The sequence below is a fragment of the uncultured Tateyamaria sp. genome (assembly GCF_947496075.1).
Lineage (GTDB): Bacteria > Pseudomonadota > Alphaproteobacteria > Rhodobacterales > Rhodobacteraceae > Tateyamaria.
In genome coordinates, this window is record NZ_CANMBJ010000001.1 from 18,930 (window position 1) to 31,803 (window position 12,874).

The 12,874-nt window shown below is 59.0% G+C and carries 13 protein-coding genes; 8 read left to right on the top strand and 5 right to left on the bottom strand.

The annotated features are described in order from the left end of the window. Positions 1-36: 36 nt before the first annotated feature. On the top strand, positions 37-654 hold the full coding sequence (locus Q1A51_RS00090; RefSeq protein ID WP_299605518.1) for a dimethylsulfonioproprionate lyase family protein: 618 nt from the start codon (positions 37-39) through the stop codon (positions 652-654). On the opposite strand, the gene Q1A51_RS00095 is transcribed toward Q1A51_RS00090, so the two are convergent. Next, positions 651-1,985 (bottom strand): NAD(P)/FAD-dependent oxidoreductase, encoded by a 1,335-nt coding sequence (locus Q1A51_RS00095; protein WP_299605519.1) that lies wholly within the window; start codon positions 1,983-1,985, stop codon positions 651-653. The genes Q1A51_RS00090 and Q1A51_RS00095 overlap by 4 nt on opposite strands. A 160-nt stretch (positions 1,986-2,145) precedes the next feature. Here Q1A51_RS00095 and Q1A51_RS00100 point away from each other — a divergent pair, with 160 nt between their 5' ends. Continuing rightward, positions 2,146-2,538: a hypothetical protein gene (locus Q1A51_RS00100; protein ID WP_299196358.1), complete on the top strand. Its 393-nt coding sequence runs from the start codon at positions 2,146-2,148 to the stop codon at positions 2,536-2,538. A 161-nt stretch (positions 2,539-2,699) separates the two neighbouring features. Here the strand turns inward: Q1A51_RS00100 and glnT are convergent, their stop codons facing one another. The 4 genes from glnT to Q1A51_RS00120 all read right to left on the bottom strand — a co-directional run bounded on the left by glnT (position 2,700) and on the right by Q1A51_RS00120 (position 7,067). Further along, on the bottom strand, positions 2,700-4,034 hold the full coding sequence (gene glnT, locus Q1A51_RS00105) for a type III glutamate--ammonia ligase (RefSeq protein WP_299605521.1): 1,335 nt from the start codon (positions 4,032-4,034) through the stop codon (positions 2,700-2,702). A 71-nt stretch (positions 4,035-4,105) separates the two neighbouring features. Next, complete coding sequence (locus Q1A51_RS00110; protein WP_299605523.1) at positions 4,106-5,449, bottom strand: FMN-binding glutamate synthase family protein; 1,344 nt, start codon at positions 5,447-5,449, stop codon at positions 4,106-4,108. Between the two features lie 10 nt (positions 5,450-5,459). After that, on the bottom strand, positions 5,460-6,137 hold the full coding sequence (locus Q1A51_RS00115) for a GXGXG domain-containing protein (protein ID WP_299196352.1): 678 nt from the start codon (positions 6,135-6,137) through the stop codon (positions 5,460-5,462). Next, positions 6,138-7,067 carry a glutamine amidotransferase family protein gene (locus Q1A51_RS00120; RefSeq protein ID WP_299605525.1) on the bottom strand — a complete coding sequence of 310 codons (930 nt, stop codon included), beginning with the start codon at positions 7,065-7,067 and terminating at the stop codon, positions 6,138-6,140. Positions 7,068-7,270: 203 nt separating this feature from the next. Between Q1A51_RS00120 and Q1A51_RS00125 the strand changes: the two genes are divergently transcribed. From Q1A51_RS00125 to Q1A51_RS00150, 6 genes are all read left to right on the top strand, one after another. Then, complete coding sequence (locus Q1A51_RS00125) at positions 7,271-8,674, top strand: ammonium transporter (protein ID WP_299605527.1); 1,404 nt, start codon at positions 7,271-7,273, stop codon at positions 8,672-8,674. Between the two features lie 21 nt (positions 8,675-8,695). Next, positions 8,696-8,869, top strand: a complete 174-nt coding sequence (locus tag Q1A51_RS00130) for a hypothetical protein (RefSeq protein WP_299196343.1) — start codon at positions 8,696-8,698, stop codon at positions 8,867-8,869. 156 nt (positions 8,870-9,025) lie between these two features. Continuing rightward, positions 9,026-10,177, top strand: a complete 1,152-nt coding sequence (locus Q1A51_RS00135) for an aminomethyltransferase family protein (protein ID WP_299605529.1) — start codon at positions 9,026-9,028, stop codon at positions 10,175-10,177. Between the two features lie 56 nt (positions 10,178-10,233). Further along, positions 10,234-10,830, top strand: a complete 597-nt coding sequence (gene dmmA, locus Q1A51_RS00140; protein ID WP_299605532.1) for a dimethylamine monooxygenase subunit DmmA — start codon at positions 10,234-10,236, stop codon at positions 10,828-10,830. Further along, entirely contained in the window at positions 10,827-11,810 is a 984-nt protein-coding gene (locus Q1A51_RS00145) for a PDR/VanB family oxidoreductase (RefSeq protein WP_299605535.1), read from the top strand. The genes dmmA and Q1A51_RS00145 overlap by 4 nt, the downstream gene beginning before the upstream one ends. Beyond that, on the top strand, positions 11,807-12,874 hold the full coding sequence (locus tag Q1A51_RS00150) for a DUF3445 domain-containing protein (RefSeq protein WP_299605538.1): 1,068 nt from the start codon (positions 11,807-11,809) through the stop codon (positions 12,872-12,874). Before Q1A51_RS00145 ends, Q1A51_RS00150 begins: the two co-directional genes overlap by 4 nt.

Consider the following 12,874-nt stretch of genomic DNA (forward strand, 5'->3'; position numbering starts at 1 on the left):
AAGACGATCAGACCGACTGCAGCGCAGACTCACGGCATGGATGCGGAAAATGTCTTTGAACCCTTGTTGCACACAACCCAAGCGGTGTGCCGTCAGCACCCGGACGTGCGCGCCTTTGTTCCGTTTCCGACAGACGTAACGCCGCAGCCGGTGACGCCCAAACCCTGCCCCTGCAGCACCTACATGACGCAGGAAACCGGCTGGGACCACGATCCGACCTACGAGGCGCTGTCCAAGGCGATCATCCGCGCCGGACCACACGCGCATTGGCGCGAAACCTACAAGAACACCGATATCGGCGATCATTTCATGGATCGGTTCGGATGCTACTGCATCATCGGACCTGAGGGTCCATTCACATCGCAAACCGCGCGCGTTTTCATGGTCTACATGCCCCCGCATCTTTACTACCCATGGCACCATCACCCGGCAGAAGAGCTTTACCTCGTCCTCTCCGGCGCGGCGATCTTCTGCAAGGCAGACGCGCCCGACACCACGCTGCGGGCCGGAGACGTCAGTTTTCACGAAAGCAACCAGTCGCACGCAATGGAAACGCGCGATGACCCGGTTCTGTGTCTGGTGCTGTGGCGGAATGAGTTCGACACACCGCCGGTGTTAAGTGCGCAGGCCAAGACGACCTCCGCCAAGGCCTAATTCTGCAAGTATACCTCTAGGCTGTCATCCAACGCATCCACCCACGGCGTGTGGTGGATGGGTGCCATCGACCCTGTCATCACCGACGCATAACAATTGTCACGGAAGGTCATGATGCCCTGCTTCTTATGACCCTTCCACGCCTTGAACGCCTGACACGCGCCTTCGACATCGAATGACGGATAATCCGTCTCGGCAATCAATTCCTTGATGTAGTCGCCCTGATACCAGATCGCGTCATAGTCATCTTCACCTGCATCCTCGCGCGCCACACGATCCACAACGTCAGCCTGCATCTCAGCCTTTGACGGCATCGCGATCTTGCCCATGATCGCGTCGCGCACCCACCAGGCTTGGGCGTCGAACATGTTGAAGGTGAACCACTGGTCCTGCATGCCCAGATAAAACAGGGCCGAGTTATCCACCCATGCCACGCCTTTATACAGGTCTGCCGTTGCCAACCGGTTCGCCGTCTTCAGGCGCAACTCTTCTGCCATGAACGGGAAATGGTGCTGGTATCCTGTGCACAAGATCACCGCGTCCACATCGCGGCTGGTGCCATCCTTGAAATGCGCCGTCTTGCCGCTCACATGTGTCAGCAACGGCACCTCGGCCCAGTTGTCCGGCCAATCATACCCCATGGCCGCCGTGCGATGTGACACTGTGATCGACTTGGCCCCGTACTTCCAACACTGAGAGCCGATGTCTTCAGCCGAGTAGCTGGTGCCGACGATCAGAATATCCTGATCCTTGAACTCCAACGCATCGCGAAAATCATGGGCGTGCAGCACGCGGCCCTTGAAGCTCTCGAAGCCAGGAAACTCCGGCACATTTGGGGTCGAGAAGTGGCCCGACGCACAGATCACGTGATCGAACTCTTCTGTGTATTCCCGGTCGTTGGGCAAGTCCTTGACCGTCACGCTGAATGAACCGTCTTCGAATTCGACCCGGCGCACTGTCGTCTCGAACCGGATCCAATCCCGTACGCCCGCCTTATCCACACGGCCCTGAATGTAGTCGAACAGAACGGCGCGGGGCGGATACGATGCGATCTGCTTGCCAAAATGTTCTTCAAAGGAATAGTCCGCGAATTCGAGGCCTTCTTTGGGACCATTGGACCACAGATAGCGATACATCGACCCGTGCACCGGCTCGCCATATTGGTCCACGCCCGTACGCCACGTATAGTTCCACAATCCCCCCCAGTTGGACTGCTTTTCGAAGCAGACGATCTCGGGAATATCCTCGCCATTCTTCTTGGCCGATTGAAAGGCACGCAATTGTGCGAGGCCCGAAGGACCTGCCCCGATGATGGCGATACGTTTGGGCATTGAGCGACTCTCCTGACGATATTTGCGTTGGGTCAATTCGACCGTTATCGCCCCTGCAAGTCAACTATTTTGAACCACAGTAAAATCATACAGTGCGCCTTTTAGGTGTACATGAGTGTGTTTTGCGCTGATGATCCGAGCAAAAGGGACGGAACAAGATATGGCGAAACCACATTTCAGCTTCTGGATCATTGCGGGGTTGGGCCTCGCGTGGAACCTGATGGGCTGCCTGAACTTCGTCACCCAGATGAACCCTGACGCGGTCGCCCAGATGCCAGAGCTGTATCAGCTCATCATTGCCGCGCGTCCGCTTTGGGCCACGCTCGCCTTTGGCTTTGCCGTGTTTGGTGGGGCGCTTGGGTGCATCTTGCTGCTGTTGCGGCGCCGGATGGCCACCGTGGCCCTTGCGGTGTCGCTGCTGGCCATCGGACTGACAGTGGTCCAGACGATTGCAGTTGTCGGCATGGCCCCCAGCACGTTCCTTGCGCTGCTCGTTGGCGCAGCTCTGTTTTGGTACGCTACGATTGCGCAACGCAGCGGCTGGTTACGCTAGATTTCGCGACCGCTCGTCATCGGCGTCAGCTTGCCAGAATTCTGGTTAATTTTCGACGAATGCAAAGTACGCGGGATCAATCCCTTGATCCCGCGTACAAATGTCAAAGCAGTTTAAATCTGGTAGCTCCGCCGCACAGGCTGTCCCCGCGGGGACAAACATCAGATATCCAGCGTGTTGTCCTTCTCCCACTGCGAGAAATGCGCCGTAAAGTCATTCCATTCCTGCGTCTTCATCTTGATGTAAGAGGCCGAGAATTCCTCGCCCATCGCGGCCTTCAGCCCCTTGTCCTTGTCGTATTCACGAAGGGCATCCAGCATGTTCAGAGGCAGCTTTGGCGCGCCCCGCACCTTGTGGCCTTCGGCATACATGTCGATGTCGTGGCGCTTGCCCGGATCGGCTTGGGTGCGGATACCATCAAGACCAGCGGCAATGATAACCGCCTGCAACAGGTAGGGGTTCGTCGCCCCGTCCGGCAGGCGAAGTTCGAACCGACCCGGACCCGGTACGCGCACCATGTGGGTGCGATTGTTCCCCGTCCACGTCACCGTGTTCGGCGCCCATGTGGCGCCAGACATCGTGCGGGGAGCGTTGATGCGTTTGTAGCTGTTGACCGTCGGGTTGGTGATCGCCGCGAGGGCGCTTGCATGCTTCATGATGCCGCCCAAGAAGTGACGGCCCTTTTCGGACAAGCCCAGCTCTGCTGTTTGAGAACTGTCGTTGGGTTCCATCGCGAACACATTGGTTTTCGCATCCGCCCCGGCTGCGTCCCAGACCGAGATGTGGGCGTGGCAACCATTGCCCGTCAGACCCTCGACCGGTTTGGGCATGAAGGTCGCGCGGAAGCCGTGTTTTTCAGCCACGGATTTCGTCATGAACTTGAAGAAGGAATGCTTGTCCGCGGTGCGCAAGGCATCATCGAATTCCCAGTTCATCTCGAACTGACCGTTCGCGTCCTCATGGTCGTTCTGGTACGGACCCCAGCCGAGATCGAGCATGTAATCGCAAATCTCGCGCACCACATCATAGCGGCGCATGACCGCCTGCTGGTCGTAGCAAGGCTTGGCGGCGGTGTCGTATTCGTCGCTGATTTGCTCACCGTCCGGTGTCATAAGAAAATATTCAGCTTCGATCCCGGTCTTGACGTGCAGACCCTCTGCTGCGGCCTCGTCAATCAGGCGGCGTAGCACGTTGCGGGGCGCTTGGGCGACGTCCTCGTCCTCCATCACGCAGTTGCCTGCGACCCAGGCCACTTCAGGTTTCCACGGCAGTTGGATGACAGAGGACGGGTCCGGCACGGCCAGCATGTCGGGATGCGCCGGCGTCATGTCGAGCCAGGTGGCGAAACCCGCAAAGCCTGCGCCGTCTTCCTGCATGTCGGCAATGGCTTGCGCCGGCACCAACTTGGCCCGTTGACCGCCGAAGAGGTCAGTAAAGGAAATCATGAAATACTTGACGCCATTCTCGGCGGCGAACTTGGCAAGATCAGTGGTCATCTATCTGTTCCTGTTGGTCTTTTTATGTGGTGAGGGCGCGTGCTGTGATGGCCGCGCCCTTCGTTGAGTGGTTAGTAAGAGGTGCCGGGCTTGCCAGGATACCAGTCGGTGCCCGCCAGTGGAATTTTCGCCATGGCCGCCGCTTCCAGCGTCACGGCGCAAAGATCCTCCGGCTCAAGATTGTGGAGATGGTTCTTGCCACAGGCGCGCGCGATGGTCTGCGCCTCAAGCGTCATGACCTTGAGGTAGTTGTTGAGCCGCCGCCCGCCTTCGATGGGGTCAAAGCGTTTCATCAACTCAGGGTCCTGCGTGGTGATGCCTGCGGGGTCTTGCCCTTCGTGCCAGTCGTCATAAGCGCCTGCAGTGGTGCCGAGCGCGTTATACTCAGCTTCCCATTTCGGGTCGTTGTCCCCAAGCGCAATCAGAGCGGCGGTGCCGATGGCAACAGCGTCAGCTCCAAGGGCCATGGCCTTGGCAACATCCGCACCCGTACGGATGCCACCCGAGACAACAAGCTGCACTTCGCGGTGCATATCGAGATCCTGAAGCGCCCGTACAGCTTCGCGGATACAGGCGAGGATTGGTTGCCCGACATGTTCGATGAACACGTCCTGCGTGGCTGCCGTCCCACCCTGCATCCCATCCAGCACAACGACGTCTGCGCCCGCCTTGACCGCCAGCGTGGTGTCGAAATAGGGGCGCGCGCCGCCGACCTTGATGTAGATCGGCTTTTCCCAATTGGTGATTTCACGCAATTCGAGGATCTTGATCTCCAGATCATCTGGCCCCGTCCAGTCTGGGTGACGACAAGCCGAGCGTTGGTCGATCCCCTTGGGCAGGTTGCGCATTTCAGCGACGCGATCACTGATCTTCTGACCCAGAAGCATGCCGCCACCGCCGGGCTTGGCCCCCTGCCCCACGACAATCTCAATCGCGTCGCAGCGGCGCAAATCGTCCGGGTTCATGCCATAGCGCGACGGCAGGTATTGATAGACGAGCTTGTTGGAATGGCCGCGTTCTTCCTCAGTCATACCACCGTCGCCGGTTGTCGTTGACGTCCCAGCCATCGTGGCGCCACGACCCAGTGCTTCTTTCGCACCGCCGGACAAAGCGCCGAAGGACATGCCCGCAATCGTCACCGGGATGTCAAGTTGGATCGGGTTCTTGGCAAACCGTGTGCCGAGCGTGACGTTGGTATCGCAGCGCTCGCGATAGCCTTCGAGCGGGTAGCGCGAAATAGACGCGCCCAGAAACAGCAGGTCATCGAAATGGGGCAACTTGCGTTTGGCCCCGCCGCCCCGAATGTCGTAGATACCGGTTGCTGCGGCCCGCCGAATTTCAGCGTTCACCGGGTTGGAGAAGGTGGCCGACTGGATCGGCATTGTGCGTGGTGCGCCCTTTTGGTCGTCTTTCATATTCCGGCCCTCAGTACGCGTTGTCGATGTTGAAGTTATACAGTTTGCGTGCCGATCCGTAGCGCTTGAATTCGGACGCATTGGCATCGCAGCCGCCACGTTCCAGCAACTCTTCGAGCAGTGCGATATGTTCGGGGCGCATCTCTTTCTCGATGCAGTCGGCACCAAGCGATTTCACCGAACCGCGCACAAATAGACGCGCCTCGTAAAGTGAATCGCCCAGTGCCTCGCCTGCATCCCCGCAGACCACCAGATTGCCCGATTGCGCCATGAAGGCCGACATATGCCCGATATTGCCGTGCACGATGATGTCGATGCCTTTCATCGAGATGCCACAGCGCGACGACGCGTTGCCCTTGATCACCAGCGTGCCGCCATGGCCCGTGGCACCTGCATATTGCGACGCGTCCCCTTCGACCACGACCATGCCGGACATCATGTTTTCAGCCGTACCGGGGCCGACAGAGCCGTGCACATGCACGGTGGCCTGCTTGTTCATGCCCGCGCAGTAGTAGCCTGTGGAACCTTTGATATTTACTTCAATCGGCGCATCGAGGCCCACGGCAATTGCATGGCTGCCCTTTGGGTTCACGATTTCCCAATGTGTCTGGTTGGTATTGTCCGCCTGCGCGTGCAGGGTAGAGTTGAGCGCACGAAGTCCCTGCGCTTCCAAGTCAAATGTTTGCATTTATGCCGCTTTCTCTTGCGCGGTTGGGGCCGCATTGTGCGACCAAAAATAGACGGTTGCGGGCTCCGGCTCCCACACTTTGGCGGTGTCGATACCGGGCAGGTTCACAAGTGCCCGGTATTCCGACCCAAAGGCGACATATTGATCGGTTTCGGCCATGACAGCGGGTTTGCAGGCAATCGGGTCACGAACAACGCCGAAGCCGTCCTTGGTGCCCACGACAAATGTAAAGAACCCGTCGAGGTCATCAAGGCTTGAGGTCAGTGCTTCGCCCAGGGTCGAACCGGTCTGCATTTTCCACGTGAGGTAGGCCGCACCCACCTCGGTGTCGTTTTCGGTTTCGATATGCACGCCAAGACGGCGCAGCTTGCGACGTAGCGAGTTGTGGTTAGACAGCGATCCGTTGTGCACAAGGCACTGGTCGATGCCGGTGTTGAACGGGTGCGCTCCCATGGTCGTCACCGCCGACTCGGTCGCCATGCGGGTGTGCCCAATCCCGTGCGTTCCGGACATTTGCCGGATATCGAAGCGGTCTGCCACATCTTTGGGCAGTCCGACCTCTTTGTAGATTTCGAGGGTCGAGCCGTGGCTCATCACCCGCAGATTGGGTCGAATTTCAGTGAGAATTTCACGGGCCACGGCCACCTGATCAGCCTGCAATGAGAGGACTGCATGGGTGTCCTTGATGTCCATCGACACCTTGCCTTTGACCCGCTTGCGCAACTCATTATCGAGCTTGTCAAAGTCGACATCTGGTGTGTTCGATTGAACCGTCAGCTTTGCGTTACCGGTTGTTTCATCACCATAAATTGCGATCCCGGCGCTGTCGGGACCGCGATCAGTCATGGTGATCAGCATGTCCGTCAGCATGTCGCCAAGTTTCGGTTCCAACGCGGCGTCTTTCAGAAAAAGTCCGACAATCCCGCACATGGCGAAGGCCCTCCCAAAAAGTGATCTGTCGTTCGACTCGAACGCTAGCATCGTTACATCACATGCTCAACCAATGGGAAACTATTTTTCACTGCAGTTAAAAAAAGAGTCGCCAGACGAAACGTGTCGTGTTTCACTTTGGCCAGCGTCGCGCACTGCATACGACGGCGCACAAAGCCAACAGTCCAACACGGGGGTTCATCGTGGAAGAGCAAATCGCAGAATTGACGGCACAGATTGCCGCGCTGCAAAGCAAGGGTGGTGTGACCAACACCATGTTTGCCGAGACATTCTATTATCTGACCATCCCGCTGATGATCATCATTCATGCGGGGTTCCTGGCCTATGAAATGGGGGCGTCGCGCCTGAAGAACGTGCTGAGTTCAGGGGTGAAGAACATCCTGGCCTTCGCGTTCATGATCCCGACTTTCTATTTCTTCGGCTGGTGGGTGTATTGGGGCTTCCCCACGGGTCTGCCCGGTGCGGCAGGCCCTGCAGGCATCTCGGGCGTCGAATACGCCAATGCAATCGCATGGGGTTGGGGCGAGAGCGCGCAGTACATGGGGCCGAACATCGCGGATCAGGCATCTGGCGTGTTCTTTGGCGCCTTTGCGCTCTTTGCGGCAACGACCGCCTCCATCATGTCGGGTGCTGTGATCGAGCGGATCCAGACGGTTGGGTTTGTTATCTTGGCTGTGGTTCTGGGCTCGTTTGCCTGGGTTGTCGCCGCCGCTTGGGGCTGGCACGCGGATGGCTGGCTGGTCACGCAGTGGGGCGTGCATGACTTTGGTGCGGCGGGCCTTGTGCACGCGGTCGCCGGATTCTTTGCCCTGGGCGTTCTGATCAATCTTGGGCCACGCATCGGCAAGTTCAACGCGGATGGCAGCGCCAATCACATCGCTGGGCACAACATGCCGCTGACGGTGACGGGTTTGATGCTGATCATCGTGGGCTTCTGGGGCTTCCTCATGGCCTGTGTGATCGTGCCCGGAGAGGCGTGGAGCTGGTTTGCGGACAAGCCATCCACCATCTACGGCACGCCCATCACGTTGTCGGCGCTGGCCTTCAACATCCTGATGGCGGTTGCGGGCGGTATCATAGGTGCATGGGTGCTGACGCGTGATCCGTTCTGGATGATGTCGGGTGCGCTTGCGGGCATCATTTCGACCGCGTCCGGTCTGGATATCTACTATCCTGCCCTGACCTTCATCGTCGCCTTCTCGGCCGGCGTGATCCTGAAGCCTTGCGCCACATGGCTGGAAAACCGCGGCATCGACGATGCGGTGGGTGCGGTCACCGTGCACGGGACCATCGGCCTTTATGGTGTGGTCCTGCTGGGCGTGTTCGCCTCTGGCTATCCGTCGCTGCAAGGGGCGGCAGGCGAAGTACCGACCATCAGCCTGATCGGTCAGATCGTCGGTGCGGTCGTGTTCTTCCTGCTGGGCTTTGTTCCGGGATATGCCGTGTCATATGTCTTGAAGATGTTGGGCATGCTGCGCATCCCTGAAGGCGCGGAAATCGCAGGTATGGACATGGTCAAGGTCCCGGCCGAGGGCTACCCCGAAGGCATCCCTGCACCTGGCGTCAACCTGGCGCCCGGCGAATAATCGAACAGAAAGGACGAAATCATGGGTTTTCCATATGACGAAGCAAGCTGGTCGGTGGTCGACGGGGCAATGTTCATGGGGTGGGGAGGCGCGATGCCGGGCCTTTATACCCTGATCGCGATGGTGATCTGCGTGGCAGTGCTGCTGTTTGGACAGAAGACCGAAAGCGCCAAGACCAAGCAATTCGAGAAGTAAACACGCCAGACGTACGCAAGGGGCGGCCAGCGGTCGCCCCTTATCTATTCAGAATTTGCCCAGCAGGAAAAAAAGTTGCATCGCATTCTTGCTTTTCAAAATAGGCTGAGGCTCAATACGTCACAACAAGACTCATAACGAACAGGGAAAAACACCATGGCCATTCTATGGAGAACATCCGCCCTTGCGGGACGCCACGCCGAAATCGGCGGCGAACTTGAAGACTGGAATGGTATGGGAACGGCGTGGTTCTACGACAACACGCCTGAGCGCGCCAAAGCCGATTACGAGGCGATCCGTACCAAGGCTGGCCTGATGGATGTGTCGGGCCTGAAGAAGGTGCATGTGGTGGGCGAGGACGCCGCATATGTCATCGACCGCGTTACGACCCGCAATGTCGAAAAGATCGCGCCGGGTCGGGCCGTTTACGCCTGCATGCTGGATGATCGCGGGCTGTTTGTGGACGACTGCGTGATCTACCACATCGCCGTCAACTCGTGGCTAGTCGTGCATGGCACCGGTATCGGTATGGAGCAGCTGACGACCGTTGCTGCCGCCAAGAACTGTTCCGTGATCATGGATGATGACCTGCACGACATGTCGTTGCAGGGTCCGAAGGCGGTCGACATTCTGGCCAAGGACATTCCCGGCATCCGCGATCTGGCCTATTTCGGGATCATGCAGACCCGCCTCTATGGCCGCGACGTGATGATCTCGCGCACCGGCTACACCGGCGAGCGCGGCTATGAAATCTTCTGCCGCGCCAAGGATGCAGTGCATATCTGGGACAACGTGCTGGAAGCGGGTGGCGACGACGTGCGCCCGACGCAATTCTCGACCCTCGATATGCTGCGGATTGAGTCGTATCTGCTGTTCTATCCCGGCGACAATTCCGAGACCTTCCCTTTTGCAGACCGCACACCTGCAGGCGACAGCCTGTGGGAACTGGGACTGGATTTCACAGTCTCCCCCGGCAAGGAAGGGTTCATCGGGTCCGAGAACCATTATGCCATGAAGGGCAAGGAGCGGTTCAAGATTTATGGCGTGCAGCTGGAAGGCGACGCGATGGACCAGATGGAGATGTTTGCGCGGGTCCATCACGACGGCAAGGATGTGGGCGTGATCACCTATGGACTGTCATCCGAGTTGAACGGCTATTCGGTTGCGATCGCGCGACTTGATCCGTCCGTGGCTGTGCCCGGCACCAAGTTGACCGTGGTCCAGCCGGACGGAACGGAACTGGCCGCGACGGCGGAGGAAATGCCGTTCTATGACAAGGACAAGTCGATCCGCACCGCCAAGGGCTGATTTTCAAAGGGCGCGAGGAAAGCCCCCCGCGCCCTTTTCATGTGACGAGGACAGGTATGTCGAAATTCGAATTTCCCCCGTCGATCAAAAGCAGGCCGGTCTATGGCACGCTTAAGGCGCGACCGGGCAAAGGGCATCTGATGATTGCGGACGCGGAAGGGGCCGAGGCGATCCTTGGCATCGCAACACCCGATCTGATGGCCAAGACCCACATCATCTATATCCCGCGCGGTGCCGGATTTACCGACCAGTTGCGCGCACTGAACCCCGCGCAGTTTTATGAGGGGCCCACCTATGCCGCGTCGGTGCAGCGCATCCGCCGTGTCTTGCAGGACGCGCATATGGGGTTGCAGGTCTACCTGACCGGCACCGAAGGGTTGATGGGCCAGGCCCAGAACGAGGCGATGCAGGCGGGTATCCCGCACACCGCCATTCAGACCGAACATCGCGGGTCCGTCGCCCGTCGGATGCAGTGCGTGCACTGCAAAGGCATCACCGAAGATGTGGAAACCGACCCGTTTGTGTGCAGCCATTGCGGGCTGAACCTGTTTGTGCGCGATCACTACTCGCGCCGGTTGGCCGCTTATCAGGGCGTGTGCATCGACGCCGAGGATCCGGGCAATGTGCCCGCGCCGAAGGGGATCTACGAATGAGTGCCGCCCCGCAGAAAGCCAAGCCCGGCGCCGAAAAGATCGACGTTGTCATATCGGCGGTGACCCCGATCAATGACCTTGTCACGCGATTCGAATTCAAGCGCCGCGACGGCGCATTGTTCCCGCCCTTTTCCGGCGGCGCGCATACGGTCGTGACCATGCAGGACGGGGATCGCACCCGCCTGAACCCCTATTCGCTGATGTCAGACCCTGCCGATCTGAATATCTATGCGATTTCCGTGCGTCGTGATGACGAGGGGCGCGGTGGGTCGCTTTTCATGCACCGCAGCGTGTCCGTCGGCGACGAGATGACGATCACCTTCCCGGTGAACCTGTTCTCGCTCGACCTGCGCGCGCGCAAGCACGTGTTTTTCGCAGGCGGCATCGGGATCACCCCGTTCATGTCGATGATTGCCCAGCTTGAGCGCATGGGCGGCGCGTGGGAGCTGCACTATGCCTGCCGGACCGAGGCGCTTGGGACCTATGTGGATCAGCTGACCTACAAGCATCCCAACAAGGTGCATGTCTATTACGATGATCAGAACCAGTCGATTGAACTGGAGAGCCTGTTGGACGGCCAACCACTGGGCACGCATGCATATGTCTGCGGCCCGAAGGGCATGATCGATTGGGTGCACGCGACGGCGTCCGCCGCCGGTTGGCCGGATGCCCATGTGCATTCCGAAGAGTTTCTGGCACCCGCACCCGGCGTGCCCTTTGAGGTGCGCCTGTGTAAGTCCGACAAGACCATCACTGTGGGCGAACACGAAAGCCTGCTGGAAGCCATCGAACGCGCCGGGGTCGAAGCCCCGTTCCTGTGCCGCGGCGGGTCGTGCGGCCAGTGCGAGACGGACGTGGCGCGCGCGGATGGCGAGTTTGTGCACCGCGATCACTGGCTGGACGACGATCAACATGCCAGCGGGGGCAAGATCATGCCCTGCGTCAGCCGCTTTATCGGGACATTGGAGCTTGAACGATGACCATTCAATTCAACGACGAAACGTTCCGCGACGACTATTCGTTCCACAACTCGGACTGGGCGATCAAGCGGTTTCCGTTTCCGTTCCACGAAGACAGCTACATGTATGCCGTCAATATGGAGCAGCACCGGGGCGGGCCCGAAGGGTCCGTCTATGAAAAGCGGTTTGATGTGGACGAGCATTACGTGGCCGAGATGCGCGACCGGGCGATGGTGCTGGCGGACGATCCGCTGCGCTGCCAGTCGCTACCACACATGACGCTTGCGGGTTGGGACCTGCTGGAACTGATCATGGTGTCGAAGTCCGAGGATTACCCGGATCTGTTCGAACTGCATCGTGACGGCGACACGTGGCGGTGGGTCAACAAGCCGATGGGCATTGATGACACGTTCACTTTCCTCGATGACACCACCCTGCCCTATGGGCCCATGGAGTACATCACCCGCCAGACCCAAGGCGACTTCTGCGTTCTGGATCAACGGGATAACAACCTGTGGATGGACGCAGGCATGGTGACGACGCAGGCGGACTGGAGCCTGGATTTCGACATCGGCATGAACTTTTTCGAATGGCACGCACCGGTGCCGCTGGCGCATGAAAAGGGCATCTTTGTCCGGGCCCTGAAATTCCTGCTGAACATCCAGCAAGGCGCGCCCGCCCGCCGGTTGAACTGGACGATGACGGTCAATCCGCTGCTCGATACCAGCCCCGAGAACTACCACAAATGGGGCATCCAGAAGACGACGCTGACACCGGAAAACATCGGCGCAAAACAGCATTTGCGGGTCGAATTGCAGACCTTCTTCCGCCTGCCCCGTTCAAATGCGCTGGTGTTCCCGATCCGATGCTACCTCTGCAGCTTCCAAGACCTGATGACGATGCCCAAATGGGGCCGCCGCCTGCACCGCGTGGTGCGCGATCTGCCCGTTGAATTGGCAACCTACAAAGGGTTCATCGACAACCGGCCGATGATGCTGGACTACCTGTCACAGTTCGATGACGGCTTGCCCACCTCACCGGGTGTCTGGCCGGATTTCGAGACGGAGCCGCCGCTGGCAAAATAG